Source organism: Streptomyces sp. NPDC089919, from assembly GCF_040684615.1.
Taxonomy (GTDB): domain Bacteria; phylum Actinomycetota; class Actinomycetes; order Streptomycetales; family Streptomycetaceae; genus Streptomyces.
This window is the reverse complement of sequence record NZ_JBFBGK010000016.1, coordinates 62,997-88,125: the sequence shown is the minus strand read 5'-3', so window position 1 is coordinate 88,125 and position 25,129 is coordinate 62,997. Positions and strand designations below refer to the sequence as shown.

Here is a 25,129-nt window from a genome sequence, read left to right as displayed (position 1 = left end):
GGGAACCGTCGGGCGTGCCCCGCTCGTCGCTCACGTCGCAGCCGCACCCGCACGCGCCGCCGAAGCCGTCACCGAGGAGTCCGTCATGGCCAGCCACCGCACCCCCGTCCGCCTGCGCCGGGGCGCCCGGTACGGAGCCGCCCTGGGCCTGGCCGGCGCGCTGGGCGCCGGCGTCCTCCTCTCCGGCGGCCCGGTGACGCCCCGGGCCGTCGCGGCCGCCCCGGCCGCCGCCTCCCTCTCGCTGCCCCGGGGCAACGCCTCCTTCGACTACCAGCTGGGCGGCGCCTACAAGCCCAGCGCCGCGGTCAAGGTGCTCTCCCGGGACCGCTCGGACCGACCGGTCGCGGGCGCCTACACCATCTGCTACGTCAACGGCTTCCAGGCGCAGCCCGAGCAGCTGAAGTGGTGGCAGCGCAAGCACCCGGACCTGCTGCTGCGGGACGCGCGCGGGCGCCTGGTGATCGACAAGGACTGGAACGAAGCCCTCCTGGACACCTCGACCGCGGCCAAGCGCACCCGGCTCGCCTCGGTCGTGGGCGCCTGGATCGACGGGTGCAGCCGGCACGGCTTCAAGGCCATCGAGCCGGACAACCTCGACTCCTACGCTCGCTCCAAGGGCCTGCTGACCAGGGCGGACAACGTCGCCCTCGCCACCCTGCTCGCCCGCCGGGCGCACGCCCGGGGCCTGGCCATCGGCCAGAAGAACAGCGTCGAGCTGATCCCGAAGGCGAAGCGGATCGGCTTCGACTTCGCAGTGGCCGAGGAGTGCGGCCGCTACGACGAGTGCGGGGAGTACGTCGCCGCCTACGGCAGCCGGGTGTTCGTCATCGAGTACCGCGCCCGCGACTTCGCCAAGGCCTGCGCCGCCTGGGGGAAGCGGCTCTCGATCGTCCAGCGCAACCTGGACCTCCGGCCCCGGGGCGCCTCGGGCTACCTCCGCAAGGCCTGCTGACCCGCCCACCGGCCCCGCGCGGGCCCCGCCCGGCCCGCGGGCGGCTGACCGGCGGGGATTGCCCACGGGCGGCCCCGGGAAGGGGCCTACGCAGCGCCTCCAGCGGGTGGCTCGGCTAGGGTTTTCGGTAGGGAAGGCACCCCCCGGGGTTAGGTCGATGCATTGGACACTTACCAGTCGACGAGTGAGGTTCCCGATCAGCCCCTGTCGGCGGTCGGTTATGCGGGGGTGCTGCGCGAGCTGCTGCCGATGGCCCTGTGGCGGGAGGACGCCGACGGGCGGATCGTGGAGTGGTCGCTGGCCGCCCAGGACCTGCTCGGACACCGGCCCGAGGACCTGATCGGCCGGCTCGCCTCGGACGTGCTCGTACCGCCCGGGAACTGGCAGCTCGCCGACGACCTGACCGAGAGGGTGCACGCCGGCGAGACGGTGGTCGGCACCCTGTCCGTGCGGCACCTCGACGGGCACCCGGTGACCATGGAGATGTGGATCGTCCCGGCCGTGGACCCGCGCGGCCGGCCGGGCGCCATGCTGATCGCGGTGGAGACCTCCGAAGTGCTCCGCATGCGGGACTCCCTGGCCGCCCTGGAGAGCCTTTTCACCCAGTCCCCCATCGGGCTCGGCACCCTCGGCCCGGACCTGCGCTTCCTGCGGGTGAACGACGCCCTGGCCCGGATGAACGGCGTCAGCGCCGAGGAGCACCTCGGCCGCCGGCTCACCGAGGTGGTGCCGGGGGTGAACGCCACCGCGCTGGAGGAGATGATGCAGCGCGCGATGGACCGCGGCGAGGCGGTGGTGGACGCCCGGCGGACCGGCCGCACCCCGGCGGATCCCGAGCACGACCGGACCTGGTCCTGCTCCTATGCCCCGCTGCTGGACGGCGCCGGGCGGCGGCTGGGCCTGATCGCCTCGCTGATCGACATCACCGAGGGCCAGCGGGCCCTGGTCGAGGCGGAGCGGGCCCGCCGCCGCTTCGCGGTGCTCGCGGAGGCCGGTGCCAGCATCGGCACCACCTTGGACCTCGGGCAGACCGCCGAGGAGATCGTGCAGGTGCTGGTGCCGCAGCTGGCGGACTCCGCCGACGTACAGCTGCTCACCGGTGTGCTCGACCCGGACGAGGCGGGGGTCTCCACCCGGGGCCTGCTGCGCCGGCTGGCCGCCGCCTTCCCCGACCCGACGGCCCCGACCTCGAAGCTGGCGGTGGGCCAGACCTTCCAGATCCCGATCGGCTCGGTCTACGAGCGGGTGCTCGCCGAGGGCCGCCCGATGAACCTCTTCCGGCCGGACGTACCGGCCCTCATCAAGGACCCGCGCGCCGAGTCCCTGCGCCAGTACCTCACCCACGCCATCGGATCGGCGCGGATGATCCCGCTGGTCGCCCGCGGCAAGGTACTGGGTGCGGTGACCGTCACCCGGGTGCGCGACCGGGAGCCCTTCGACGAGCAGGACTGCGTGCTCATCGACGAGCTGGTCGGCCGGGCCGCCCTCAACATCGACAACGCGCGGATGTACATGAGCCAGCGGGAGGCCGCCCGCACCCTCCAGCGCAGCCTCACCAACAACGCCCTGCCGCAGGTCACCGACCTGGAGCTGACCGGGCGCTACCTCCCCGCCAGCGACCACGACGTGGGCGGTGACTGGTTCGACGTGATCGGCCTGGACGGCGGCCGGACCGGTCTGGTCATCGGTGACGTGATGGGACACGGCATCCATGCGGCTGCCGTCATGGGTCAGTTGCGCACCGCGGTGCGCACGCTCGCCCGTCATGACGTTCCCCCCGATCGGATGATGCGCTCTCTGGATGCGGTCGTGGCCGACCTCGGCGAGGACGAGATGGCCACCTGCGTCTACGCGGTGTACGACCCCGCGAAGGGCGGCTGCGAGCTGGCGCGCGCCGGCCACCCGCCGCCCGCGGTGGCCCGGCCCGACGGCACGGTGACCTTCCTGTACGGCCCGCCCGGCACGCCCCTGGGGACGGGCGGGCGGGACTTCCGCACGGAGTGGATCGCCCTGCCGCCCGGCAGCGTCCTCGCCCTCTACACCGACGGCCTGATCGAGACCCGTGACCGGGACCTGGACCAGGGCATGGCCCGCCTCGCGGAAGCCCTGCGGGACCTGGACCGGCCGCTCGAGGCGGTCTGCGAGGGCATGCTGGGCCGCCTCCTGCCCAACGCCGCCCAGGACGACGTCGCCTTCCTGCTGGCCCGCCCCCCGACCGGACCCTCGTAGGACCTCAGCCCGCGGCCGCCACCACCGGGGCCCCGACCAGCCGGGCCCATGCGTCGAGCGCGGCCGCCGACCGGGCCGGGTCCTCGCCGCTGCCAGCCCAGGCCAGGTAGCCGTCGGGGCGTATGAGGTACAGCCCCCGCCCGTAGGCCTCGTACGCCCCGATCCGGGCCGTCCGCAGGCCCGGGAGCGCGGGCAGGCGCTCCGGGAGCGGGGTGTCGACCGCGAGCAGGGTGAAGTGGGGTCCGGCGAAGAGGTCGAAGAGCCGTATCCCCTCCCGCCGGCCGTCGGGGGCCCGGTCGCCCGCGGCCAGCGCGTCCTCCGGCAGGCCGGTGCGGGTCTCCCGGCTGAGGGAGGACTCCCGCAGGTGCAGGCCGAGTTGGCGGGTCTCGGCACCCCGCCGGGCCTGGCCCCGGTGGATGCGGGTGGACAGCCCCAGCATGGCGGCGGCATTGGGCAGGCGTTCCTCCTCGTACGAGTCCAGCAGCGTCTCGGGGGCTCCGTCGCGCAGGACGGCCGCCAGCTTCCAGCCGAGGTTGTAGGCGTCCTGCACGCTGGTGTTGAGGCCCTGGCCCCCGGCCGGGGAGTGGATATGGGCGGCGTCCCCCGCGAGGAAGACCCGACCCTGCCGGAAGCGGTCGGCCAGCGCGGCGTTGACCGTGAAGTCCGAGGCCCAGCGCACCTCGACGACCTGCTCGGCGGATATCGGGGTGAGGGAGGAGAGCACTTCCCGCACGTCCTGCGCCGTGACCGTCTCGCGCTTGCGGTCCGTCTGCGCGACGAACTGGAACTCGTCCGTCTGCGGCAGCGGGCAGAGGGTGGCGAAGCCACCGCTGCCCGCCTCTGCCCCGCGGAAGATGTGCCAGTTGTCGCGGTCCAGGGCGGGTATCACCACATCGGCCACGAGCAGCGGGGCGCTGTCGACCTGCTCCCCCGTCATCCCGATGCCGGTCAGCCGGCGCACCGTGGAGCGACCGCCGTCGGCGGCGACGGCGTACCGCGCCCGCAGGGTGACGGGGGCGCCGCCCGCCACCGGGGTGAGCACGGCCTCGACGCCTTCGTCGTCCTGGCTCAGCGCGGTCAGCTCGATGCCGAAGCGCACCTCCCCGCCGAGCTCGACCAGCCGGCGGTGGAGCACGTCCTGGGTCCGCCGCTGGGGCATCACCCACGGGCCGGTGTACGGCGCGCCCTCGGTCGGGACGGCCTCCTCGAACATCCGGTGCTCGCCGACGCGGGCGCCGTCCTTCCACAGCATTCCCACGGGTGCGGGACCGCCCAGCCGGAGCACCTCCTCGACCACCCCGAGGTCGTGGAAGACCTCCAGGGTGCGCGGCTGGATGCCCTTGCCCCGGGACCCCGGGAACAGCCCCGGCGACCGCTCGACCACCACCGCGCGCACCCCGCGCCGCGCGAGGTCGCAGGCCAGTACGAGGCCGGTGGGGCCGGCGCCCACGATCAGGACCTCCTCGCCCGGCTCCGGCCGACGACCGGCTTCTTCCGTCCACTGCTGGGTCATGGCTCTCCCCCGTTCACCGTGCGACCGCGCCCTGCGGCCACCGCCGACCGATCTCCTTAACGCCGTTAAGGAAGGTCATGCCGAAAGAGTGCCCTTAACGCTGTTAAGCTGTCAACCCCCGCACGGATGAAGCCCCGGAAAGGCGGCCATGCCCCCCGAGCCGCAGCGCACCCCGCCCCGCGTGCCGCCCCTGAGCCGCGCCACCGTCGCCGAGACGGCCCTGCGCCTGCTCAACGAAACGGGCCTGGAGAAGCTGACCCTGCGCGCGATCGCGCAGGAGCTGGACGTCAAGGCCCCCGCCTTGTACTGGCACTTCAAGAACAAGCAGGAACTCATCGACGAGATGGCCACCGAGATGTTCCGGCGGTTCAACTCCGCACCGGACGCCGACGGCCCCCCTCCGCCGTGGCGGGAGCGCCTGTTCGCCGTCAACCGCACCCTGCGCACCTCGCTGCTCGGCTACCGCGACGGCGCCCGCGTCTTCAGCGGCTCCCGTTTCACCGGCACCGAGCACGCCGCGCAGTCCGAAGCGCAGCTGAGCGCCCTGATCGCGGCGGGGTTCGACCTCCCGCAGGCGGTCCGCGCGCTGTCGGCCACCTTCTCCTACACCCTCGGCTTCGTCACCGAGGAGCAAGGCGTCCACCCGCTGCCGGGCGAGCGCCGCGAGGGCTACGACGTGGCGGAGCGCGCCGAGCGCATGGCCGCATACCCGCTCACCGCCGCGGCCGGCGCCCTCCTGTTCGAGGACTACGACGCCCACTTCGAAGAAGGCCTCCACCTCCTCCTCGACGGCATCGAGGCCCGCTACGGGGTCCACTGACCGAGGTACGGAGAGACCGGGGTCCACTGACCCACCGCGGTGACGAGAAACCGGGTGCGCTGACCGTCCGGTGCAAAGAGAAGGGGGAGGTCCGATGGACCGAAGGAGACTGATCGGGATCGGCGCGGGCCTGGCGGCGGTGTGCGCGCTGTGGGGCGTGCGTCAAGCGGCGGACGGGTCCGCGAAGGACTGGCACACCGACGCGACCCCGCTGGAGAAGGCCTTCCCCGCCCTCGGCCCGCTGTCCGACGCGAAGTGGGTGAGCAGCCGGGACGACGACGAACGCAGCGGCCTGCCCTCGCCGGAACTCGTCATCTCCGGACTCGCCCGGCTGGCAGCGGGTCGGCTCACCGAGCTGACGACGGCCCACGCCTTCGTCCCCGGCGGGCCGCCCGCCGACTTCACCTCGTGGTTCGAGAAGCCCCTCAAGGGCGAGGGGCCGGACGACCCGCAATGGATCCGGTCGGCGGACCTCGACCGCGACGGCAGCGGCTACCGCACCATGCTCTGGTTCGACCGCCGCAGCGGGACCGTCCGCTTCTGGGCCCTCAACCCGTACGGCTAGCCGAGCTGTAGACCCAGGAACTTCGCCGGTGCCAGCTCGAGGAAGTCCGACATCGCGGTGGCGAGCCGCGCCGCCTCGGACCCACCGGGCTCGCCCGCCAAGCTACGGAACGTCAGCTCCAGAGCCCGATCGCCATCGCGCACCAGAAGGGTGGTGATCTGGGCCTGCTGCCCGACCGGACCGGCGAGCATCGTACGCATCAGGGCCTCGTCACCGAACCTCTGCTCCACCTTGAGCGGCTCGCTCGGATCATCGGCCGGATCCACCACCTGGATGGTGATCTCCTGATCGCCGATGCTCATCGTCCATGCGGCGCACTGGGCGTACACCTGCCGCATGTCGGCCATCCAGGCCGCGGCTGCCCCTGCCGCCCGTTCCGAGACTCCCTCGTCGACGACTATCGAGGAGTCGGCGTTCATGAACGACGTCCTGACCTCTCTCGCGGCCTTGTCGTTGAACGCCCTGTTCAGCAGGGCCGTGAGGGCCGGGGTCGGAGCGGTCATCGGCGGCGGGTCCTCGTCGGACGAGGGCGACGCCAGCTCGGTGAAGTCGTCGAGGCGTGCGTCGGCCAGATCCGCTGCCGCGACAAGAAGCTGCTCAAGGTCTCCAGGCCGTGCGGTCGGCGCCGCTTGCGAACCGTCAAATGTGCTCACGAGTTCCCCTTCAAGCCGTAGTTGGCATGTGGCAGGCGCCACCGTAACCCGCTGCGGCGCCAAGATGATCAAAGATTCTGGCGTCCGGGTCTTGCCCACCCCACCGCCGAAAGTCGTTTGGCGCGCCCCGCACGGCCGCCTACCCTCGGCCCATGATCGAGACGGACGCCCACGCACTGCGCAGTTACCAGGTCGGACCGGTGCGGGCCGAACTCCGCACCCTCGCCGTGGAGGACGACCGGGAGGGCATGCTCGAAGGGACGCCGTACCTGCACCGCCGCATGACCCTGATGCGGATCGCGACCGCGACGGCCAAGACCCGGCACCTCTACGTCCACGGCCTGGACGAGCTCCGGGCGGACACCGAGAGCCGGCTCGACGCGTGGCTGCCGCGGGAGAAGGTGGTGGCCCGGCTGACCTCCCCGTGGAAGCCGGCGGGCATCGCGGAGGACGGCCACACGACGCTCTCGGTCATGTGGTTCCAGGCCGCGTCCCAGGACCCCTTCGCCCAGCTGGCTGCGATCATCCGCCCCCTGGACTGGCCGTCCCTCGCCGCCTTCGTCCCCTTCGACGACTAGAGACACGAGCAGCGCAACACCGTCGAACGGTGCGTCAATCGGAGGAAACGTGGAAGAGCCAGGATTCCGAGTCGTGCTGACGGGGGCAGGAAGCCGGAAGGCGGACGTGATCCGTGCACTCCGAACGGTCACCGGCCTCAGTCTCTGGAACAACAAGCTTCTGCTCGACAGCGCCCCCGCAGCGGTCACAGAACCCGACTGGCTCGAGGCCGCTCAAGACACGGCGAGTGTCCTTGAGGCTGCTGGGGCCCGCACGGCGGTGGTCTGCGACTGGTGCGACCGGACCGTCACGCAGGGGGCGGGCCCGCTTGACCCGGCACCGTGCAGCGGGCCCTGGCCCCCCGAGGCCTGTCGGGCGAGTTGCCCACCGACAACCGACCGGGTACGGCTCCTGCTGACGCAGCCACGACGGCAAGATCTACGAGACACCCCTAGTTGAGCGCAACCGGACCCGTCTCACCGTGCGACTCCACCTCGGCCGGGGCAAGGGGGCCGTTCGGCCTGATCTGCTCAACTCAGCGTGGACGTCAGTGCCTCCTTCTAACGTCAGCGCATGACGACATTCCGATCCGGTTTCACACTCTGGCAGATGGTCAGCAAGGCACGAGAGCTCACGGAACAGCCGAGGGTTCTGGACCGCATCGACGCAGTTCTGCACGTCATGGGTCCTGCCTCCAGCGGGACCGGGTACGGCAAGGGCAGACCGCTGGTGACCGCATTGGAAGACGTTGCCCAAGAAGCGCTCCTGTGCGGAGACTTGGCCCTTGCCCAGCGGTTTCAGCGCTTCGCTGCCTACGCCTGTGGCGAACTGTTCCTCGAAATCCTCGAGAACTACTACGACGAGAGGGCTCGGCATCGCAGCGAGGAAGGCATGCGCAGACTGGTGGCCATGGGCGCCGATCGGGCGGTGGCCGTCTTGGACGCGCTCTCCAAGGACAACCCCGAGGCGACGGTCGCTGATGCGCGGGACCTCTTCCGCGGGATAGCCCTGTCCGTGGACCACTTGGGCCTCGGCATGGGGGAAGGTGGGATTCAACTTCCCACTCGAGAGCGGAGGCGACTCCAGCAGTACGGGCATATGGAGTTGGTCCTACGGAACCTGCCGCGACCGGCCTCGACCGAGGCGGCGCGGATGTGGGGCGACTTCATCGAAGATGCCGACGCCGGGCGGCTCGCCCAGTTGCTGGAACTGAAGGCCCGGCGAGCAGGTCTCGACGCCCTGCGTGCCGCAGTGGAGGACGAGACGAGTTCGGAGAGTGCCCTCCACGCCCGCCTGAAGAATCAGGAGTGGATCTTCGGCGGTGCGTACGTGGCGGAACTCGCACGCAGGCAATACACCGCGGACACGATTCTGGATATCCCGCTTCTGCGTGGTGATGGGTCTCTTCACGTGGTGGAGCTCAAGCGTGCCCACATCAAGGACCTGGTGATCCGCCGCAGCGGCCACCTCATGTTGGGTGCCGCGGCCCACCACGCGGTGTCGCAGGCACAGAACTACCTCCGCACGATGGACGAGAACCGCAAGGCCATCCTCACGGATCATGGAGTCGATGCCCGTAGAGCCTCGGCAACGGTGGTGATCGGGCACCCGCGATTCGTCAGTGCGGGCATTACCCCGCAGGAGATCGCGGAGACTCTCCGCACCTACAACACACACTCGGCACGCATCGAAGTGATCACGTACGAAACGCTGCTGGACTCCGCGGCCCGGATGCTGGCCCTCGCGTCGGCGCAGCAGGACCCTGACCAGACCGAGGAGCCCACGTCGTGACCGCAGACGACCGGCCTGCGGTCGAAAGACGCTGGCCCGCCTGTGCAGTGGTGTGATCACGGGCAAGGACTACCTCGGCTACTTCCTCAACGAGCACGGAGAAGAACTGGTCTTCGCCCAGCGTCGGGGAGAGAAGACCGCCCGGTTCTGGCAGCCCCAGGTCGTCGACCTGGGGCTTTTCGAGGAGCGGGTGGCGGCAATCGGAGCGGTGTGACGAGCCGGGGGAGGTCAGGGCTTCGGGTCGCGGTCGGAGGCGCTGCGGAGGACGCAGAATTCGTTGCCTTCGGGGTCGGCGAGGACGGCCCAGCCGGGGCCGTCGGGTTCGCGGCGGTCGGCGACGAGGGTGGCGCCGAGGGCCAGGAGGCGCTGGACCTCTTCCTCGCGGGAGGTCTCGGGGCGCAGGCACAGGTGCAGCCGGTTCTTGACCGTCTTCGGCTCCGGCACCTGGTTGAAGTACAGCTGCGGGCCCTGCGGCAGCAGCACCGCCGTCTCCGCGTCGCCCGGCGCGCTGTCCGGGTGGAGGGGACTGCCGAGCGCCCGGCTCCAGAACCGGGCCAGCTCGTAGGCGTCCGCGCAGTCGATCGCGACGTTCTGCAGTGTTGAGACCATGCGGGTGATCTTGCCCGCAGCTCCGCCGGGACGCCACATCGCGCCGTCAGGCCGTCAGCGCGGGTTCGGGGGCCGGAGCGGCGGCGCGGAGGGCGGCCTCGACGCGGCGGTTGGTGGTCATGGTCGAGGTGACGGCCGTCATCGCGAGGAGCAGGCCGGCGGCGGTGTAGAGGGGGGTGCGGACATCGTAGGCGGTGGCCAGCCAGCCGCCCAGGAAGGCACCGAACGGCGCGGCGCACATGCCGAGCATGCGGGAGGTGGAGACGACCCGGCCCATCAGTTCGGCGGGGACGACGGCCTGCCGCAGGGAGGGGGCGAGCACCATCGTGGCGCCCATGCCCGCCCCGCAGACGGCCAGTGCGAGCCCCGCGACGTACGCGTTCGGGGCGGCGGCCAGGCCCAGGATGGCCAGTCCTTCGACCGCGGCCGTGCAGGTCAGGGCCGTTCCGGTGCCCAGGCGCCGGCCCAGGAAGGAAGCGATGGCGGCGCCGAGCAGTCCGCCGGTGGCCTCCGCCGTCAGGAGCAGGCCGAAGCCGAAGGAGCCGATGCCGAGACGGTCGTGTGCGAAGAGGGCCAGTACGGTCTCCATCGCGACGAAGGCGATGTTCCCGACCGCCGGACGCAGCGCGAGCCCGAGCAGCAGCCGGTCCCGGAAGACGTACGAGGCACCGGCCCGCGCCTGGCGCAGCAGCGATTCGCGGGCCTGCGGTACGGGCCTCGGCATCGAGGGCAGCGAGCGGACCAGCGCCGCGGAGAGCGCGAAGGACACCGCGTCGGCCAGCAGCGGCACGGCCCGGCCGAGGGCGAGCAGGGCGCTGCCCGCGGGCGGTCCGGCGAAGCCGGAGGCGGCCGTCTGGGCGCCGCGCAGGCGGGAGTTGGCGCGCTCCAGGAGCACGGGCTCGCGGCCGAGCAGGTCCGGCAGGTAGGCCGTGGCGGCGGTGTCGAAGAAGAGTCCCCCGAGGCCGAGCAGGAAGGCGACGACCGCGAGCAGGGGGATGCTCAGCACGTCGAGCGCGGCCGCAGCCGCCGGCACGACGAGCAGCCCCGCCCGCGCCGCGTCGGTGAGCCACATCGTGCGCCGGCGGTCCCACCGGTCCACCAGCGCACCGCCGAGCACTCCGAAGAGCAGCCACGGCAGCGTTCCGGCGGCCGTGACCACGGCGAGCGCCATCGGGTCCCGGGTCAGTGTGAGGGCGATCAGGGGCAGCGCGGCGTGCGTGACGCCGTCGCCGAGCGAGGACACCGTCTGGGCCGTCCACAGCCGCCCGAAGCCGGCCGGCAGCTTCTTCGTGTCCGAGGTCTTGATGTCAGCGGTCTTGATGTCAGTGGTCTTTATGTCCGAGCTCCTTGTGTCCGAGTTCTCTATGTCCGTGCTCCTTGTGTCCGACTTCGTTATGTCCGAGGTCACTTGGCGCCCCCTTCGGCCTGCAGCTTCGACGACGGGTGGAAGAGGGCGAAGACCAGCGAGGTGTCCGGCAGCGCAGGGTCGGACAGCTCGCGGTACTCGTCGGCCAGGGCCTGCAGCCGCGCGCCGAGCTCGGCGAACTGCTCGTCGGTGAGGCGCAGGTGCGCCATCCGCACGTGCCGTTCGGCCTCCGCCGGCGCGGCCTCGAGGTCCGCCACCGCGTGCCGCATCAGCACGTCCGGCCCGCCCTCGCCCGGGTCCGGCAGCGCGATCGACCGGGCGGCCATGGCGTAGTACCGCTCGGTGACGCCGCGGACCTTGCGGGTCCGCACCACCTTGATCAGGCCCGCTCCTTCGAGCAGCCGGACGTGGTAGCTGGAGCTGCCCTTCGCAAGGCCCACCCGCTCGGCGATCTGCGTGATCGTCGCGGGCTCGAAGCGGAGGACCGCCATGATGCGGTGGCGGGTGAGGTTGGAGACGGCGCGCAACTGCTCGTCCGTCGTGACGTGGAACGTCTCTGGAAGATCATCGTTTGTCATGGCCCCAATGGTCAACACTTCTTGACCATTGCGCAAGAGGGCTTCCCACCCGGCTTCCGGAGCCCGCCCGTCCGGATGTCCCCCGGCTCACCGGGCGGGCTTCCACCTCACGAACTCGGCGTGGCCGCCGGGTCGGTGGTGGGTCGCGGGCCCGGGACGATGCGGCCGTCCTGGTCGACCACCACGGTCCCCCAGTACTCGTCCCACTTGTCGCCGACGTGCTGCGGCACCTTGCCCGCGGGGTAGCGGACGTACCCCGGCGGCGGCTCCTCGCCGTCGGGCACGCAGTCCTGGCCGGTGGTGTTGCCCACCGCCTTCACCGGGTAGTCGCCGGAGCCGCAGATCCGGTCGGGCCCGGCCGCACAACCGGTCGTGAGCAGTGCGGCGGCCACGCCCGCAGCGGCGAGGAGGGGCAGGGCCGTCCCGGACGGGGACGTCCGGCGCGGTCGGTTGAGCAGCATGGTCACGGTGCCTTTCTGGTGGATGCGCCCAGTCTCGGGGCGGCCCCGGTGCGCGTGATGAGTATCCGTACTCACTTTCCGCGCACCGGGACCGTCCATGTACGGGCCCCGGCGCCGCGTACGACCTGCCGCCGCGATTACAGTCGTCCCTGGCCGCGCCGGTGCGCGGCCGCCCGCACCGTGCACACCCAGGAGAGGCAGACCCCGATGGACGTACAGCACTTCGAGCGGATCACCGCGTTCATCGAGGCGCGCCTGACCCCGCTCTTCGACGCCTCCACGGGCAGCGAGCACGGCTGGGGCATGGACGACACCTCCCGCGCCCTGCGCGCCCTGCGCGGGGCCGTGCTCGCCGCCTCCTCCGTCAAGGGCGTCATCGCCCAGCGCGCCGACGCCGACCCGGCCCTGCGCAACGTCATCGACCAGACGCTGGAGCACAACTGGGACGTGCTGCGCGGGGCGGCCCGGATGTGGGAGGACCACCCGGACTTCCAGCGGGAGTTCAAGCGCCACGCCTGGGAGCTGACCGGGGCCGGCGCCGAGGCCTGAGCACCGCGGCCGCCCGGTGCCCGGACCCACCGGACACCGGGCGGCAGCCGGCAGGACCGGGCCGGCGAACGCCGGGCCCGGACGCCTGGATCACCGGCCGCCTGGCGCCATCTCTTCGGCCCCGGACGCCTACCTCACCGGCCGCCGGCGCTATCTCTTCGGCGCCGGCACCACCGCCACCGGGCACTGCGCGTGCAGCAGCGCCGCGTTGGCCACCGAGCCCATCAGCAGCGAGTCGGCCCGCAGCCGCGTCCGGTGCCGGCCGACCACCAGCAGGTCGGCAGTCTTCGACTGGGCGACCAACTGCCCCGCGGCGTCGCCCGGTCCGACCAGGCTCTCCACCACCACCCCCGGGTAGCGGGCGGCGATCGGCTCCAGCCGTTCCTGCTGGGCCCGCTCGATCTCCCGCAGCAGCGGGGCCAGGTCCTCGTCGGGCAGGCCGCCCGGCATCGGCGCGCCGATCAGCGGCAGCGGCGCCACCGGATCGAGGAAGGCCGTCAGCGGCATGATCTTCAGGCCGAGGTCGGCGGCCTGCCGGAAGGCGAACTCGATCACCTCGTCGGCCGTCTCCGAGGGGTTCAGCCCCAGCACCACCCGGCCCTCGCCCTCCCGGCCGGCCTCGCGCGCCGAGTGCGGTACGACGACCACCGGGCAGGGCGCGGTGGTGGCGCTGGCCCGGCTGGTCGAGCCGAGCAGCAGGCTGGCGAAGCCGCCCCGGCCGCGGGAGCCGAGCACCAGCATCCGGGCGCCGGCCGCCGGCGCGTCCAGCGCGCCCGGCAGTTCGCCCTCCAAGGACTCGTACCGTACCTGTGGCAGGTCCGCCCGGCCTTCCAGGTGCGCGCGGACGACCCCGGCGACCGGGTCGGCGGCCGGCTCCTCCGCCGCGCCCACCATCGAGGTCCGCCGGGCCTGCCAGAACTGCGCGTGGCCGGGCAGCACATGGGCGGCCACCACCTCCGCCCCCACCGCCCGGGCCGCGAGCAGCGCCCAGTCCAGGGCCTTCAGGCTGTGCTCCGAGCCGTCCACGGCGACGACGACCGGGCCGTTGCTGTCCATCCCTTTAGCGATCATGTGTCCAGGATTGCACCCCGGACGGCCCGGAGCCCGGAGGCGGAAGGCCCGTGGCAGACGCGGCTAAGGTCCCGCGGGGGCGTCCCCGAGGCGGTGGCCGCGCCCTTCGGCGGCCTCGATCAGGACGTCCGTCAGCGGTCCGGGGGTCGAGAGCATCGGGTAGTGCCCGGTGGGCAGGTCGAAGAGCGTCACGCCGGCGTCGGCCAGCCCGGCCAGCCGGGGCTCCCCCGCCGCGTACAGGGCCTCGACCACGGCCGTGGAAGCGCCGTTGGCGGTGCAGAACACCCCGCTGCGCGGCACCTTGCGGCCCGCGCCGGTCAGCCGCAGCCGCTCGGTGAAGCAGGCGTACGGGTGCGGTGCGGCCAGCCGGCGCAGCCGGGCCAGCGCAGCGGCGTCCAGACCGGCCAGGCTGCCGTAGTCGGCGAGGAGTTCGGCGGGCGGCAGCGGGAAGCGCCAGCCCGCGCCGCCGGTGTCCACCAGCTCCCGGACGGCCCGGCGCCGCTCCTCGTCCATGAAGGATCCGGCGACGGTGTCGCCGTCCTGGGGTACTCCGGTGTCCAGGTGCACCACCCGCGCCAGGCGTTCGGGGCGCCGGTCCGCGGCCCCCGCCACGGGGAAGATGCCGTAGCTGTGGCCGACCAGGACGGCGTCGGTCAGGTCTTCGTGGTCGAGGACCTGGACGATGTCCTCGACGTGGGTGGTCAGGCCCGTCTCGGGGCGGGCCAGGTGCCGCCGGTCGCCCAGGCCGGTCAGGGTCACCGGTACCGCCCGGTGGCCGCGCCGGGTCAGCTCCCCGGCCACCTCCCGCCAGGCCCAGCCGCCCAGCCAGCCGCCCGCCACCAGTACGAACTCCGCCACGGGAACCGTCCTTCCGCGCTCTCTCCGAGGTCCGGGCGGGCCGCCGCCCGCCCGGCCTCAGACTCCCCCGGGGCCCGGCCGGCCATGCATCCCCGTGGCCCGCACGGCCGGCCGGACCGCCGGGGTTCCCTCATTCGCGGGGTGCCATCCGGCACCCCGCGACCCCCGCCACCAGCAGTCCGCCGATCAGGGTGACCAGCGAGCAGCCGGGGCCGGAAGCCCAGTCCACGTCGGAGGCGTTGGCGGCCAGGACCACGCCCACGGCCACCGCCACGCCCGGCAGCGCCACCAGCGCCGGGCGTCCCCGGCCGAGGTCGTCGTCGACCAGCGCGCCGAGCACCCCGACCCCCATCGCGAGCGCCCAGACCCCCAGCGCCTGCGCGTCGGCGCGCCCCACCCGCCAGGGCACGAAGTCGGACCAGAAGCCGGGCAGCACCAGCAGTCCGGCCCCGATGCCCAGCCAGGACGAGCCCAGCACCGCGAGGAAGGGCTTGGACCAGCCCGGCAGCGGCGCCCGGCGGCGCAGCGGGACGGCCCGCCGGGCGTACTGGCGGCCGATGCAGACCACGGCCCCGAGCGCGAGCACCCCCAGCACCGGCAGCCAGCCCAGGCTGAACAGGGCCAGGAAGAGCGGCCCGCCCTGGGCGGCCTGGAGCGAACCGGCGTTGGTCAGGCCGACGGTGAACAGCCCCACCAGGACCACCCCCAGGGGCAGCACCAAGGTCCGCACCTCCTCCCAGGTCCGGGCCCGTCCGACCAGCAGGAGGCCCGGGGCGGTGCCGAGCATGGCGGCGCCGACCACCCCCTGGCCCACCGGCCCGGGGGCTGCGAAGGGGCCGGTGATCTCGCCGAAGAGCGCCCCGCCCGCCATCAGCGCCCCGGTGAGCAGGCTGGTCACGGCCACCACGCCGGCCAGCACCGCGATGCCCACGGTCAGTTCCCGGCCGCCCTCCGCGGCCGTGGCGGCGCCGGCCGTCGTCTCCTCGCTCATCCGCGGTCCCCCTTCTCCGAGTGCCACGGCTCAGACCGCCGCGGAGGTGGCGACGGCCGGGGTGCGCCCGGCGCCGTCCGACGGCGCGGTACGCCGGACCAGTTCGCGCCCGTACAGCACCCGCAGGCTGACCACGGCGGTGGCGGCGAAGGCGAGTACGCCGCAGCCGATGCCGGCCGCCGCGGTGAGCGCGGTGAGCCGGTCCAGGCCCATGGTGTGCCGCAGCGGCAGCGCGATCGCGGCCGAGAAGGCGGGGGCCAGGCACAGCGCGGCCAGGTGCAGCCGCCACTCCTCGCGCGCCCAGCCGTTCCCGGTACGGGCCGCCCGGCGCTGCCCCGCGACCATCACGGCGTACGCGAGCACGTACGGGATGAGGTACCCGGCCAGCAGGCGCGGGCCCGGGCCGCCGAGGCCGAGCAGGGCGTGGGCCAGCCAGCCGAGCCCGCCGGCCCCGGCGAGGTGGGCCGCGAGGAGGACGGGCAGCGGCACCCACGTCCCGGCCACCCCCGGGACGCGGGTGCGCCGGTCCAGGGCGCGGGAGGCGAGCAGCGCGCCGAAGACGACCAGCGAGCCGAGGTGCATCACCGCGACCCGGTTGATCTCGACCATGGACAGGCCGGGCAGCAGCCGGGGCAGCGCGCCCCACTCCAGCCGCAGCAGCGGAGCGGTCATCAGGAAGCCGTAGCAGAGCAGCATCCAGCGCTGGTGCAGGTCGGGCAGCCCGGCCAGGGCGGCCAGGATCCCGAAGGTGACGCTGAGCACGGTCCCCACCAGGATGGTGGTGAGCATGATCCAGAAGGCGGCGCCGCTGAAGGCGTCGGCGGGGTCGGTGCGGGCCAGGTAGACGGCCGCCCCGGCCATGCTGGCGTAGACGGTCACGGCGAAGAGCACACCGGCGGCGCGGTGCAGCCGGGTCCGGCGGCGGACCGCGGAGAGGAACTGGACCGGGCCCAGCAGCATGAGCAGGCCGCCGAGCACCGAGTGGACGACCAGCGGGACCAGGCTGCGCCCGTACGGTCCGATGCGGGTGGCCAGGGCGTCGGCGGCGTACCGGGCCGAGACGGTCCGGGCGAGCACCCACTGGCCGAACGCGGGGGCGCCGGGCCGGGCGTAAGGCCAGAGCTCGGTCATCGCGACCGGTGCGTAGGTCAGGCAGACGACGACCACGGTGATGGTGGCCACCCGCCCCCAGGCGATGTTCCTCGGTCGGTGCACGGCGACTCCCCCGGCGCGGGCCTCGGCCCCTCGATAGTCCTTATTGGACTATCGGGAAGGTAAGGGCGACCGGGTGCCCGGTCAACACCTCAGGCGTCACCGTCCTCGCCGCGCTCGCCCACCCACTGCCAGAAATCCACCATCATCCGCTCATAGCGGATGCCGAACTCCAGGGCCTCGCGCTGGCCGCGGGTGATGAGCTCGCCGACGGAATCGGCCAGTTGCTCGTATTCGGCCAGGGTCCGGTGGTGCTCCTCGAGCTGCACCGGGACGTGCAGCTCGGGGCGGGCGCCGAACCACAGCTTGAGGATGCCGCGTTCGCGGGCCTCGACCGGGACGAAGGCCGGGTCGGCCAGCCAGTCGGCCAGCGCCGCGCGCCCGGCCTCGGTCAGCCGCAGCAGCCGCCGGCCCCGCCCGCCGGCCTGCCGGTCCTCGGAGAGCATCCCGGCCTCCAGCAGCCGGTCGCACTGGGCGTAGACCTGGGCGTGCGGCACGGACCAGAACGGCGCGACGGTCCGCGCCGCCTCGACCTTGACGTCGTACGGACTGGCCTCGCCCAGGGTGTCGATGATGCCGAGGACGAGGAACGAGGGCGTGGTCAGACGGGGTTCAGCCATGCGGTGACCGTATCGCGAGACGGCCGATTCCCGACCGCCCCGGCACCGACCCGGCTTGCGCCCTACGCTGTCCAGTGAGGAGCCCTACTGAGAGGGGCAAGGCCGTGTCACCCGATGCTTCCCCCGACCCGTATGACGACCCGGTCCGCTTCGGGCAGCGGGTCCAGATCTACCGCAATCGCCGAGGCATGACCCGCGAGCAGTTGGCCGGACTCCTGGGGCACCACGAGTCGTGGGTCAAGAAGGTGGAGAGCGGCAAGCTGAAGGTCCCCCGGCTGCCCGAGCTGTTCCGGATCGCCGAGGCCCTGCGCGTGCGGCATCTCAACGACCTCGTCGGCGAGATCGGCGGCGAGCCGGAGATCGGCCTGTTCACGGGCCCCGGGCACGCCAGGCTGCCGGCTGTCCGAGCGGCCATCGACGCATTCCCCTTCACCGCGGACCGGGAGGCGCCTTCGACGGCGTACCTGCGGGCAGCGCTCGACGCGGCCTGGGCGGCCCGGCACCAGTCACCGAACCACCGCGAAGTGCTCGGCGACCTGCTCCCGGGGCTCATCCGCGACGCACAACTGGCGGTCCGCCAGGCGGATACGGGCGCCGAACGACGGACCGCCCAGGCTCTGCTCAGCGAGGTGTACTCGCTGACGCAGTTCTTCGTGGCCTACCAGCCCGACGCCGCACTGCTGTGGCGCGTGGCCGAGCGCGGCATGGTCGCCGCGCAGGAGTCGGAGGACCTGCACGCCATCGGCATCGCCGCGTGGCTCAGCGCGCAGGCGCACCGCGACAGCGGGCCCGGCCACTTCGACGCGGCCGATGCCGTCACGACGGAAGCGCTGCGTCTCCTGGAACCGGGTCTGGAGGAGGCGCCCCTCAAAGTACGGGCGATCGTCGGCGCCTTGACGTTCGAGGCGGGCTACACCGCGGCCCGTCGCATGGAGAGCGGGACGGCGTGGGGCTGGTGGGACCGTGCGGACCGGATCGCGCAGCGGCTGCCGGCCGACTACTTCCACCCCGTCACCTCGTTCGGCCGGGCCGTGATGGGCGCGCACGGCGTGACCGTGGCCGTGGAGCTGCGCAACGGCAGCGAGTCCAGCCGTCAGGCGGACCGCGCCGAGGCCGGCGCGATCCGCTCCCGGCCGCGCCGGGCCCGGCACCGGATCGAGCAGGCCCGGGCGTACTACCTCGACGGCCAGTACGTGACCGCGCTGGCCACCTTGGAACAGGCCCACGAGGCCGCACCGGAGACCGTCCGCTACAACGGCTACGCCCGCCGCATCGTGCTGGAGGAGGCCGAGGCACGCTCGCCCGAGCGACGGCAACGGGCCAGCCGGCTGGCGCTCGACATCGGCATGCTGGCCGCGTGAGACGAGGGGGCCCGAAGCGGGCCCCTTCTTCGCTGCCGGCGGGCCTACGGTCGCCCTACCACCCGCTGACCACGGTAGGAGCACCACCGCATGGCCCAGGAACCGCTCAACTTCACCGCCGTCGACCACGCGCTGCTGCGGCGCCGGGTCGTCGACACCCGTAGCCTCCGCGAGGGCGTCCTCGTGGCCGTGCTCGCCGAGGACGGTCGCCGGGTCGCGTACGTGCGCGGGGACGACCATCTGGAGTTCACGGCACCGGCCGACTGCCTGCGGGCCGCCCGGTGAGCCGGTGGCGGAGTCTGGCCGAGATGGAGGGCGAGGCGGCCAGTCTGCTCGTGACCGGGCTCGGGCTACCGGTCGAGGCCTCGGCCGCGCACCCCGGCGGGGTGTGCCGCGCCACCGCGACGCGGTGCCTGATCTGCCACGGGCCGGGGCGCCTCCAGCGGCTGCTCGGCTCGACCGTGGTCCGCTGCGACAGGTGCCGCGGCGGGGTGGGGGTACGGCACGACCCCGTGCACTGCTGGCAGCAGCTCCGCTGACCGGGAAGCATCAGGGCCCTTCGTGGGCCCCGCGCGGCGCCGGTGGGACCAGCCGTCCCCACAGCCACACGCACCCCGCCAGCCACGCCGTCGCGAAGAGCCAGCCGCCCAGGACATCGGTGGGCCAGTGGACGCCCAGGTACACCCGGGTCAGGCCGACCGCTAGGCCCCACAGGGCGATCCCGGCGGCGAGCGGCAGCCGGTGGCGGGGGCCACGCCGCCACACCGCCAGGACCAGCAGCCCGGCCGTGAGCACTCCGGTACTGGCGTGCCCCGAGGGGAACGAGAAGCCGGAGGCGTACGGCGTGGCCCAGTCGGCGGCCGGCGGGCGCGGCCGGGAGAGCGACAGCATCAGGGTGTACCGCAGCAACTGCCCCAGCCCGAGCACCAGCAGGCAGAGCGCGACGGCGGAGCGCCGCTCCCGCTGGGTGCGGGCGGCGATCAGGCCGGCCAGCGCGGCCAGCAGGTACGGGATCACGCCGGTGCCGGTGGCGGTCAGCAGCCGGGCGGCGGCCAGGGCCCAGCCCGGCCGGTGGTGCAGGGCCCAGTCGTGTGCCCACCGGTCGCCGGGCAGTGGCGCGCCGGCATGGCCGGCCGCGGCGAAGGCCAGCAGCCCGAAGGCCACCGCGGCCCCGAGGGCGAGCGGCCCCGCCCACCGCACGGCGGTCCGGTCCGGCGGCCGGCTCACCGGACGGCGGTCCCCCGCAGGCCGCCGCGGCCGCGCGGCGCCGACCGGTGGCGGACCGGCCTCATCGGGCCGCGCCCCGCTGGGCGTTGCGCCGGGCGCGCAGCACCTCGAAGACGACCGGGGCCACCGAGACGGCCACGACCAGGGCGATCACCGGCAGCAGGTAGCGGTCGACATTGGGGACCGAGGCGCCGAGCGCGTAGCCGCCCAACACCAGGCCGACGGTCCAGAACAGCCCGCCGGCCACCTGCCAGAGCGTGAACGTGCGGGCCGGTACGCCCAGGGCACCGGCCATCGGGTTGAGCACCGTACGGACCACCGGCACGAACCGGGCCAGCACGATGGCCTTGGCGTAGCCGTAGCGCTCCAGCAGTTCCTGGGCCCGGTGCGCGCCCTCCCGCAGTTTCGCCGAGCGGCTGCGCTCCAGCAGCGCGCCGCCCGCCTTGCGGCCGATCAGGTAGCCGCACTGGGAGCCGGCCAGGGCCCCGCCGGCGGCCGCGGCCAGCAGCGGCAGCAGGGACATCCGCAGGTCCGGGTCGGCGGCTCCGCTGCACAGCAGGCCGGCCGTGAACAGCAGGGAGTCGCCGGGCAGGAAGAAGCCGATGAGCAGGCCGGTCTCGGCGAACATCACCAGGCCCACGCCCAGCACGCCGAAGGCTGCCAACAGCGAGTGGGAGTCGAGCAGGTTGACCGCGAGGGGCAGCGGCGGGGCGGCGGACACGGGGACGGTCATCCTCGCGGGCCCTTTCGTCAGGGGCGGGTACGGCCCGGCGGAGCGGGCGCGCCGGAGCGACTACACACAAGTAGACGGTCTACGGCACTGTAGACGATAACGGCCCGGGACGGATTTGGTGACGGACCCCCGGTGAGACGGACCCTGGGGCGACGGACCCGGGGTGACGGATCTCAGGGCGCCGGATCCCGGGAGGACGGACCCGCGAGGACCCGGACGCGGCCCGCCGCCGGCCGCCCCCTAGGACCTGACCGGTGCCGTGGCCAGCGCGAACAGCCGCGCGATGTCCTGGCCGAAGTAGGGGCTGAAGGAGGTGTCCGGGCTGGTGCCGCCGGTCTTGTAGCCGCCGATGATGCCGATCACGTCCCCGGTGCGGGTGGCCGGGTCGTAGTGCGCGAGGAAAGGACCGCCGCTGGTGCCGCCGGGGTAGCCGGTGCAGTCGATGCGCAGGAACGACCCGGGGATCCCCCGGTCGGTGCTGGTGAACCTGCTCGTCGCGTTGGTGCAGGTGCGCGGCACGGGCTTGTTGCCGGGGTGGCCGATGAGGCGGACGCTCTTGTGCGCGTACCCCGGGTGCAGGAGGAGCCGGTCGGCGCCCACCGCGTCCTGGACCCGCCGGCCCGCGGCGTTGCGCGCGACCTCCACGAAGGCGACGTCCAGACCGGCGGCCCGGTCGTGGCCGAGACTGCGGTAGCGCGGGTCGATCCAGATGCGGTTGGCCCCGCCGGACCGGAGCACCGGGAAGACGCCGTGCGGCTGCGGCCGCGCCTGGGTGTACTGCGGGACGAAGGCGAGCTGCTGGTCCCGGCTGCCCCCGTCGAGGCAGTGGCCCGCGGTGAGGACGAGGCTGCGGCGGGGCGAGGCGATGACGCTGGCGGTGCAGAAGTACGCGCCGGTGCCGCGCATCAGGTACATCCGGCCGATCTGCGGGAGGCCGCCGAAGTCCCGGCCCACGCCGGGTGCGCCGGCCGTCCCGGCGGCCGGGGCGGCGGCCTCCTGGGAGCGGGGTGCGGGCGGACCGTCCACCGGCTGGGCGGCGGCCATCCGCTGCGGGGTCCAGTAGGCGGCCGCGCGGGCCGCGGACCAGCCGTCGTCGGCCGCCGGGCGCACCGGTTCCGGCCGGGGCTCGGAGGCCGCCGCCCCGGTGGCGCCGGCCAGGAGCGCCAGGGCGAGGGCGCCGACGGCGGCGGAGCGCAGCGGGCGGGGACGGTACGCGGTGGCGCGAGGCACGGAGCGGTTCTCCTCGGGGGCGGGCCGGCCGGCCGGGCCCGGTACGGGGGCCTCGGTCGGTCGGGGCGGGCCGCCCGGCGCGGGGCGGCCGGGCGGGGTCAGCTGCCCGGGAGGTCGCTCGCGGTGCGGGCGGCGGTGACTCCGGGGCCCTGGTATTCAAACACCAGCTCCTGCCATCCCGGCGTGAAGAAGAGGTCGGTGACCTCGAGTGTCCGGCCGCGGCCGTCGCGCACCACCCGGCGTACCGAGGGCCGTTCGGACCAGCGCGAGAGGGTGATGGACTCGCGGGTGACGGGCCGCAGCCCGGCCCGGTCCATCCACTGGTAGAGCAGCCGCAGGTCCGGCTGGTGGCCGCGGAGCCGGGCGCGGTAGCGCCGCAGTTCGGGGATCTCTGCCACGGCGACCGGGGAGAAGTGGGTCAGCGCCTCCTGGCGCAGCTCCCCGGCCGCCCCGAACGCCCGGTGCCGGTGGGCGAGTACGGCCTGCCCGGGCGGGACGCCCAGCAGCTCGGCGAGCGAGCCGGGGGCCGGGGCGACGTAGAGCCGGGCCTCGGCCTGCGCCGCGCCGGCCCCGGCGCCGCCCGGGAAGAGCGGGCGGCGCACCGGCGGGGGCGCCGGCGCGGCCCGGGGGCCGCTGGCCACGAAGGTGCCGCGTTTGTCCGTGACCACCAGTCCGTCCTCGCGCAGTTGCTGGAGCGCACTGCGCACGGTCTGGCGGTTCACGTCGGAGCGGGCGGCGAGCACGCGCTCGGCGGGGAGCCGGGCACCCGGCGGGAGCGCGCCGCGGTCGATCTCGCGGCGCAGCTGTTCCGCGATGCGCACATATGCCGGGACCTGCGCGGGCGGCAGGGGTGCGGGGGGAGCCGGAGTGAGGGAGCGGGACACGGCACGACCTCCAAGGTCACCGAAGGTGACGGGATGTGCGGGACACGCGACCAAACCTAGCATTGGTCTATACCTTTCAGAACCCCGCCCCCGCTTCCTGTCCGAATCCCGCCGCTTGGCTCCCGCAAACACCGCAGGCCCCGGGCGGACACGCCGAAGGGCCCCGGGGAGCGGGTGGCTCCCGGGGCCCTTCGGCATGTCCGGATCCGGTCCGGCGGCCGCGCTTCCGACGGTCCGTCAGCCGGCGGCGCCCTCCCGCAGCGTGTGCGCGACCAGGGCGTTGGCGTGGCCGTGCCCGAGGCCGTGCTCGCTCTTGAGCCAGCCGACCAACTCCATGTGGCGGGTCAGCGGCGAGCTGCGGATCAGCTCCTGCCAGTGCGCGACCGGCTGCCCGTACTTCTTCTCGATCGAGGGGAAGTAGCTGGCGGGGCCGCCCTTGGCGGCGGGAGTGGCGGGGGTCGTGGTCATCGCGGGCCTTCTTCCGTGGCGCTGAGGTCCTGTCACAGGATAAGACCGGCCGACCCGCGGGAACTCATCGGTCCGCGCGCGGAAAAATTCTCAGGCGGCGATGATTCCCGTCCCCAGCAGGCCGAAGAGCAGGACGCCGATGACGATGCGGTAGATCACGAAGGCGTTGAAGGAGTGCCGGGCGACGAACTTGAGCAGCCAGGCGATGGAGGCGTACGCGACGACGAAGGAGACGACGGTACCGATCAGCAGCGGCAGCGGGTCGACCCCGGCGCCCACCGCGTCCTTCAGCTCGTAGATCCCGGCGCCGGTCAGGGCCGGGATGCCCAGGAAGAAGGAGAGCCGGGTGGCGGCCACCCGGTCGAGGTCGAGCATCAGGGCGGTGGACATGGTGGCGCCGGAGCGCGAGAAGCCCGGGAAGAGCAGCGCGAGGATCTGCGAACAGCCCACCAGCATGGCGTCCTTGAAGCTGGTGTCGTCCTCGCCGCGCTTGTGCCGGCCCATCTGGTCGGCGGCCCACATCACACCGCTGCCGACGATGAGGGAGCCGGCCACCACCCACAGCGAGGCCAGCGGGCCCTCGATCAGCGGCTTGGCCGCCAGGCCGACGGCGACGATCGGCAGGGTGGCGTAGATGACCCACCAGGCGAACTTGTAGTCGTGGTGGTAGCGCTCCTCCTTGTCGGCGAGCCCGCGACCCCAGGCGGAGACGATCCGCACGATGTCCTTGAAGAAGTAGACGAGCACGGCGGCGATGGCCCCGACCTGGATGACGGCCGTGAAGCCGACCACCGAGGTGTCGTCGACGGGGATGCCCATCAGCCCCTCGGTGATCTTGAGGTGCCCGGTGGAGGAGACCGGCAGGAACTCGGTCACACCCTCGACGATGCCGAGGACCACGGCCTGGCCGACGCTGATTGCACTCATGGGATCCGTCTCATGACACACTCGGAACAGGGGTACTTCCGCACGACCGCAGAAGTTCTACAAGACTGTAGACGACAACGCCGGGTTCTCCGACCGGCGGTGTGCCGGGTGCGTACGACCCGCCTGCATGATGGCCTCGGCGCCACGGCGGTCGCGGCGCGAACGAGCCCGGGAGGCAGCGATGTTCGACGGATTGACCGAGGCGTTCAAGGACCTGTCCACCCCACTGGTCGCCGACGCCTGCGTGCGCCTGGAGGTCCCGCTGCGCCTGGCACCGCCCGGCATCCGCCCGGTGGCGCCGGGCTCCCGGCTCGCCGGACCCGCACTGCCGGCCCGGCACTACGGCAGCGTCGACGTCTTCCTGGAGGCCTTCGAGACGGCCCGGCCCGGCAGCGTCCTGGTCGCCGGCAACGCCGGCCGGCTCGACGAGGCCTGCGTCGGGGACCTCACCGCCCTGGAGGCCGCCGCGGCCGGGGTGGCCGGTCTGGTGATCTGGGGGCTGCACCGCGACACCCCCGAGCTGCTGGAGATCGGCCTGCCGGTCTTCAGTTACGGCAGCTGCCCCGCGGGGCCGGTACGGCTGGACGACCGGGAGCCCGAGGCGCTGGCCGACGCGCCCTTCGGCCCGCACCGGGTCACCGCGCAGGACGTGGTCTTCGCCGACGCGGACGGCGTGCTCTTCGTCGCCGCCGACCGGGCCGCCGAGGTACTGGAGACCGCGGACGCGATCCACCGCACGGAGCGGGAGCAGGCGCGGCTGATCCGGGCCGGCCGCACCCTGCGCGAGCAGACCGGATTCGCCGCCTACCTGGAGCGGCGGGCCGCGGACCCCTCGCACAGCTTCCGCCGGCACCTGCGCGGCTCCGGCGGGGCGATCGAGGAGTAGCACCGGCGCGATCACGG

The 25,129-nt window shown here is 73.5% G+C and carries 30 protein-coding genes; 13 read left to right on the top strand and 17 right to left on the bottom strand.

Features of this window, described 5'->3' with window-relative positions; translation table 11 throughout:
- Nucleotides 1-85 precede the first annotated feature (85 nt).
- Nucleotides 86-952 (top strand): endo alpha-1,4 polygalactosaminidase, encoded by an 867-nt coding sequence (locus tag AB0O40_RS09985; protein WP_365037639.1) that lies wholly within the window; start codon nucleotides 86-88, stop codon nucleotides 950-952.
- Nucleotides 953-1,114: 162 nt separating this feature from the next.
- Nucleotides 1,115-3,181 (top strand): SpoIIE family protein phosphatase, encoded by a 2,067-nt coding sequence (locus AB0O40_RS09980; protein ID WP_365037637.1) that lies wholly within the window; start codon nucleotides 1,115-1,117, stop codon nucleotides 3,179-3,181.
- 4 nt (nucleotides 3,182-3,185) lie between these two features.
- On the opposite strand, the gene AB0O40_RS09975 is transcribed toward AB0O40_RS09980, so the two are convergent.
- Entirely contained in the window at nucleotides 3,186-4,694 is a 1,509-nt protein-coding gene (locus AB0O40_RS09975) for an FAD-dependent monooxygenase (protein WP_365037634.1), read from the bottom strand.
- A gap of 148 nt (nucleotides 4,695-4,842) precedes the next feature.
- Here AB0O40_RS09975 and AB0O40_RS09970 point away from each other — a divergent pair, with 148 nt between their 5' ends.
- Together AB0O40_RS09970 and AB0O40_RS09965 are read left to right on the top strand one after the other, a co-directional pair.
- The gene (locus AB0O40_RS09970; RefSeq protein WP_365037631.1) at nucleotides 4,843-5,514 is read left to right on the top strand and encodes a TetR/AcrR family transcriptional regulator; all 672 of its coding nucleotides are present in this window, start codon (nucleotides 4,843-4,845) and stop codon (nucleotides 5,512-5,514) included.
- Nucleotides 5,515-5,608: 94 nt separating this feature from the next.
- On the top strand, nucleotides 5,609-6,079 hold the full coding sequence (locus AB0O40_RS09965; RefSeq protein WP_365037629.1) for a hypothetical protein: 471 nt from the start codon (nucleotides 5,609-5,611) through the stop codon (nucleotides 6,077-6,079).
- Here AB0O40_RS09965 and AB0O40_RS09960 read toward each other — a convergent pair.
- On the bottom strand, nucleotides 6,076-6,732 hold the full coding sequence (locus AB0O40_RS09960; protein WP_365037626.1) for a hypothetical protein: 657 nt from the start codon (nucleotides 6,730-6,732) through the stop codon (nucleotides 6,076-6,078). The genes AB0O40_RS09965 and AB0O40_RS09960 overlap by 4 nt on opposite strands.
- A gap of 152 nt (nucleotides 6,733-6,884) precedes the next feature.
- Between AB0O40_RS09960 and AB0O40_RS09955 the strand changes: the two genes are divergently transcribed.
- The 4 genes from AB0O40_RS09955 to AB0O40_RS09940 all read left to right on the top strand — a co-directional run bounded on the left by AB0O40_RS09955 (nucleotide 6,885) and on the right by AB0O40_RS09940 (nucleotide 9,295).
- Nucleotides 6,885-7,310 carry a hypothetical protein gene (locus AB0O40_RS09955; protein WP_365037623.1) on the top strand — a complete coding sequence of 142 codons (426 nt, stop codon included), beginning with the start codon at nucleotides 6,885-6,887 and terminating at the stop codon, nucleotides 7,308-7,310.
- A gap of 49 nt (nucleotides 7,311-7,359) precedes the next feature.
- Nucleotides 7,360-7,749 (top strand): ribosomal protein L7/L12, encoded by a 390-nt coding sequence (locus AB0O40_RS09950; protein ID WP_365037620.1) that lies wholly within the window; start codon nucleotides 7,360-7,362, stop codon nucleotides 7,747-7,749.
- Nucleotides 7,750-7,863: 114 nt separating this feature from the next.
- The gene (locus tag AB0O40_RS09945; protein WP_365037617.1) at nucleotides 7,864-9,081 is read left to right on the top strand and encodes a Shedu anti-phage system protein SduA domain-containing protein; all 1,218 of its coding nucleotides are present in this window, start codon (nucleotides 7,864-7,866) and stop codon (nucleotides 9,079-9,081) included.
- A 52-nt stretch (nucleotides 9,082-9,133) separates the two neighbouring features.
- Nucleotides 9,134-9,295 (top strand): hypothetical protein, encoded by a 162-nt coding sequence (locus AB0O40_RS09940; RefSeq protein WP_365037615.1) that lies wholly within the window; start codon nucleotides 9,134-9,136, stop codon nucleotides 9,293-9,295.
- A 14-nt stretch (nucleotides 9,296-9,309) separates the two neighbouring features.
- On the opposite strand, the gene AB0O40_RS09935 is transcribed toward AB0O40_RS09940, so the two are convergent.
- The 4 genes from AB0O40_RS09935 to AB0O40_RS09920 all read right to left on the bottom strand — a co-directional run bounded on the left by AB0O40_RS09935 (nucleotide 9,310) and on the right by AB0O40_RS09920 (nucleotide 12,095).
- Nucleotides 9,310-9,690 carry a VOC family protein gene (locus tag AB0O40_RS09935; protein WP_365037612.1) on the bottom strand — a complete coding sequence of 127 codons (381 nt, stop codon included), beginning with the start codon at nucleotides 9,688-9,690 and terminating at the stop codon, nucleotides 9,310-9,312.
- Nucleotides 9,691-9,736: 46 nt separating this feature from the next.
- Entirely contained in the window at nucleotides 9,737-10,972 is a 1,236-nt protein-coding gene (locus AB0O40_RS09930; RefSeq protein ID WP_365037692.1) for an MFS transporter, read from the bottom strand.
- Nucleotides 10,973-11,094: 122 nt separating this feature from the next.
- Entirely contained in the window at nucleotides 11,095-11,634 is a 540-nt protein-coding gene (locus tag AB0O40_RS09925) for a helix-turn-helix domain-containing protein (protein ID WP_365037609.1), read from the bottom strand.
- Nucleotides 11,635-11,741: 107 nt separating this feature from the next.
- A complete protein-coding gene (locus AB0O40_RS09920) occupies nucleotides 11,742-12,095 on the bottom strand; it encodes a hypothetical protein (protein WP_365037606.1) in 354 nt (117 codons plus the stop codon).
- Nucleotides 12,096-12,302: 207 nt separating this feature from the next.
- On the opposite strand from AB0O40_RS09920, the gene AB0O40_RS09915 reads away from it, so the two are divergent.
- Nucleotides 12,303-12,644, top strand: a complete 342-nt coding sequence (locus tag AB0O40_RS09915; RefSeq protein WP_365037603.1) for a hypothetical protein — start codon at nucleotides 12,303-12,305, stop codon at nucleotides 12,642-12,644.
- Between the two features lie 150 nt (nucleotides 12,645-12,794).
- Here the strand turns inward: AB0O40_RS09915 and AB0O40_RS09910 are convergent, their stop codons facing one another.
- From AB0O40_RS09910 to AB0O40_RS09890, 5 genes are all read right to left on the bottom strand, one after another.
- The gene (locus AB0O40_RS09910; RefSeq protein ID WP_365037601.1) at nucleotides 12,795-13,715 is read right to left on the bottom strand and encodes a universal stress protein; all 921 of its coding nucleotides are present in this window, start codon (nucleotides 13,713-13,715) and stop codon (nucleotides 12,795-12,797) included.
- Nucleotides 13,716-13,778: 63 nt separating this feature from the next.
- Entirely contained in the window at nucleotides 13,779-14,573 is a 795-nt protein-coding gene (locus AB0O40_RS09905) for an alpha/beta hydrolase (RefSeq protein WP_365037598.1), read from the bottom strand.
- A 130-nt stretch (nucleotides 14,574-14,703) separates the two neighbouring features.
- Nucleotides 14,704-15,564: a hypothetical protein gene (locus AB0O40_RS09900; RefSeq protein WP_365037596.1), complete on the bottom strand. Its 861-nt coding sequence runs from the start codon at nucleotides 15,562-15,564 to the stop codon at nucleotides 14,704-14,706.
- Nucleotides 15,565-15,594: 30 nt separating this feature from the next.
- Nucleotides 15,595-16,779, bottom strand: a complete 1,185-nt coding sequence (locus AB0O40_RS09895) for a DUF2306 domain-containing protein (RefSeq protein ID WP_365037593.1) — start codon at nucleotides 16,777-16,779, stop codon at nucleotides 15,595-15,597.
- Nucleotides 16,780-16,868: 89 nt separating this feature from the next.
- Nucleotides 16,869-17,396, bottom strand: coding sequence for a helix-turn-helix transcriptional regulator (locus AB0O40_RS09890; protein ID WP_365037590.1), 528 nt, complete (start codon nucleotides 17,394-17,396; stop codon nucleotides 16,869-16,871).
- Nucleotides 17,397-17,500: 104 nt separating this feature from the next.
- Here AB0O40_RS09890 and AB0O40_RS09885 point away from each other — a divergent pair, with 104 nt between their 5' ends.
- From AB0O40_RS09885 to AB0O40_RS09875, 3 genes are all read left to right on the top strand, one after another.
- Nucleotides 17,501-18,757: a helix-turn-helix domain-containing protein gene (locus AB0O40_RS09885; RefSeq protein ID WP_365037588.1), complete on the top strand. Its 1,257-nt coding sequence runs from the start codon at nucleotides 17,501-17,503 to the stop codon at nucleotides 18,755-18,757.
- A 90-nt stretch (nucleotides 18,758-18,847) separates the two neighbouring features.
- Complete coding sequence (locus AB0O40_RS09880) at nucleotides 18,848-19,042, top strand: hypothetical protein (protein WP_365037585.1); 195 nt, start codon at nucleotides 18,848-18,850, stop codon at nucleotides 19,040-19,042.
- 23 nt (nucleotides 19,043-19,065) lie between these two features.
- Nucleotides 19,066-19,296 (top strand): hypothetical protein, encoded by a 231-nt coding sequence (locus AB0O40_RS09875; RefSeq protein ID WP_365037582.1) that lies wholly within the window; start codon nucleotides 19,066-19,068, stop codon nucleotides 19,294-19,296.
- 10 nt (nucleotides 19,297-19,306) lie between these two features.
- Here AB0O40_RS09875 and AB0O40_RS09870 read toward each other — a convergent pair whose 3' ends face one another.
- The 6 genes from AB0O40_RS09870 to AB0O40_RS09845 form a co-directional block, all read right to left on the bottom strand.
- Entirely contained in the window at nucleotides 19,307-19,984 is a 678-nt protein-coding gene (locus AB0O40_RS09870) for a phosphatase PAP2 family protein (protein ID WP_365037580.1), read from the bottom strand.
- Nucleotides 19,985-20,045: 61 nt separating this feature from the next.
- Nucleotides 20,046-20,717, bottom strand: coding sequence for a DedA family protein (locus AB0O40_RS09865; RefSeq protein WP_365037577.1), 672 nt, complete (start codon nucleotides 20,715-20,717; stop codon nucleotides 20,046-20,048).
- Nucleotides 20,718-20,957: 240 nt separating this feature from the next.
- Nucleotides 20,958-21,947: a trypsin-like peptidase domain-containing protein gene (locus AB0O40_RS09860; RefSeq protein ID WP_365037575.1), complete on the bottom strand. Its 990-nt coding sequence runs from the start codon at nucleotides 21,945-21,947 to the stop codon at nucleotides 20,958-20,960.
- Between the two features lie 98 nt (nucleotides 21,948-22,045).
- Nucleotides 22,046-22,768 (bottom strand): GntR family transcriptional regulator, encoded by a 723-nt coding sequence (locus tag AB0O40_RS09855; RefSeq protein WP_365037572.1) that lies wholly within the window; start codon nucleotides 22,766-22,768, stop codon nucleotides 22,046-22,048.
- A 300-nt stretch (nucleotides 22,769-23,068) separates the two neighbouring features.
- Nucleotides 23,069-23,299, bottom strand: coding sequence for a DUF4287 domain-containing protein (locus AB0O40_RS09850; RefSeq protein WP_365037569.1), 231 nt, complete (start codon nucleotides 23,297-23,299; stop codon nucleotides 23,069-23,071).
- Nucleotides 23,300-23,389: 90 nt separating this feature from the next.
- The gene (locus tag AB0O40_RS09845) at nucleotides 23,390-24,226 is read right to left on the bottom strand and encodes an undecaprenyl-diphosphate phosphatase (protein WP_365037567.1); all 837 of its coding nucleotides are present in this window, start codon (nucleotides 24,224-24,226) and stop codon (nucleotides 23,390-23,392) included.
- Nucleotides 24,227-24,407: 181 nt separating this feature from the next.
- Here AB0O40_RS09845 and AB0O40_RS09840 point away from each other — a divergent pair, with 181 nt between their 5' ends.
- Nucleotides 24,408-25,112 (top strand): RraA family protein, encoded by a 705-nt coding sequence (locus AB0O40_RS09840; RefSeq protein WP_365037564.1) that lies wholly within the window; start codon nucleotides 24,408-24,410, stop codon nucleotides 25,110-25,112.
- Nucleotides 25,113-25,129: the final 17 nt, after the last annotated feature.